Source organism: Aeromonas sp. HMWF015 (genome assembly GCF_963878965.1).
GTDB classification, from domain to species: Bacteria; Pseudomonadota; Gammaproteobacteria; order Enterobacterales; family Aeromonadaceae; genus Aeromonas; species Aeromonas veronii.
Genome location: NZ_CAWNZT010000373.1, coordinates 1 through 1,264 on the forward strand (window position 1 = coordinate 1; position 1,264 = coordinate 1,264).

The 1,264-nt window shown below is 53.7% G+C and carries 2 pseudogenes; one reads left to right on the forward strand and one right to left on the reverse strand.

Going from position 1 to position 1,264, the window contains the following annotated elements:
• Positions 1-748, reverse strand: a pseudogene (locus AACS18_RS19265) (IS3 family transposase); the annotation flags it as partial.
• 64 nt (positions 749-812) lie between these two features.
• Between AACS18_RS19265 and AACS18_RS19270 the strand changes: the two are divergent.
• Positions 813-1,264, forward strand: a pseudogene (locus AACS18_RS19270) (transposase); the annotation flags it as partial.

Sequence of the window (1,264 nt, forward strand, 5' to 3'; positions counted from 1 at the left end):
TAATAGCCGGAACCCACTCCGTTTTAAGACTTCTGAACAATCGCTCCATCGGGGCATTATCCCAGCAGTTGCCACGCCGACTCATGCTCTGGGTCATGCGATAGCGCCACAGTCGTTGCCGAAATGCCCTACTGCCATATTGGCTGCCCTGGTCAGAGTGAAACAGCACACCAGATGGGCAACCACGCTGCTGATAGGCCATCGCCAGTGCTTTGATTGCCAATTCTGCATCAGGTTTATCAGAGATCGCCCAGCCCACGACCCGCCGGGTGTGCAGGTCAAGAACCGCTGCCAGGTAATGCCAGCGACCACCGGCCCAGACGTAGGTGATATCGCCACACCACACCTGATTGGGTTGCTGGACATCAAATTCGCGGGCCAGCAGATTGGGGATATCCGGTCGCTCAGACTGGGCGACCTGATAACGATGAGCGCCCGGCTGTTTGGATACCAGCCCGACTTCCTTCATCAGGTTACGTACTTTGAATCGACCAATCTGATACCCCAACTCTCGCATCATCGACATCAAGGCGCGGCTGCCTGCAGAGCTCCTGCTCTCTTTGAACAACCGGCGCAACTCACTGCGTTGCTGTATCCGCTCACGGTTAATCGCCCGTCTGCGGGCCAGATAGTCGTAAAAGCAGGATGTTGGAACATCGAAAGCGCAGCAGACCAAGGTGATGGGGGCTTGCTCCCTTAATCGGTCTATCAGCGCGTACGTGTGAACTCGTCCGCCATCAAGAGAGCAGTTGTAGATTCAATTGATCAACGCAACAACCATGTGAAAACATGCAGTTGCGGAGGATTGTTGAATGAAGCGAACATTTACAGCAAAGGAAAAAGCGTTTGTTTTTGAGCTGTGGAAGCGCGGAACCGGCTTCAGTGAGATAGCGAAAATCCTGGATTCGAAACCCGGCACAATTTTCACCATGTTGAGGGACACAGGGGCATAAAGCCTAACGAGCGTCGCCGTACTGTGGCTCACCTGACACTATCTGAACGCGAGGAAATTCGTGCCGGTTTATCTGCGAGAATGAGTATCCGTGCAATTGCGCACGCCCTTAACCGTTCTCCATCAACAATATCCCGGGAGGTTCAACGCAACCGTGGCAGACGCTATTACAAAGCTGTCGATGCGAACAATCGCGCTAGCCGCATGGCTAAAAGACCCAAGGCATGCCTTCTGGAGCGGAATTCGCAACTGCGAAAACTGGTGCTGGAAAGCTCGAGTTGAAATGGTCTCCAGAGCAGATATCGGGGTGGC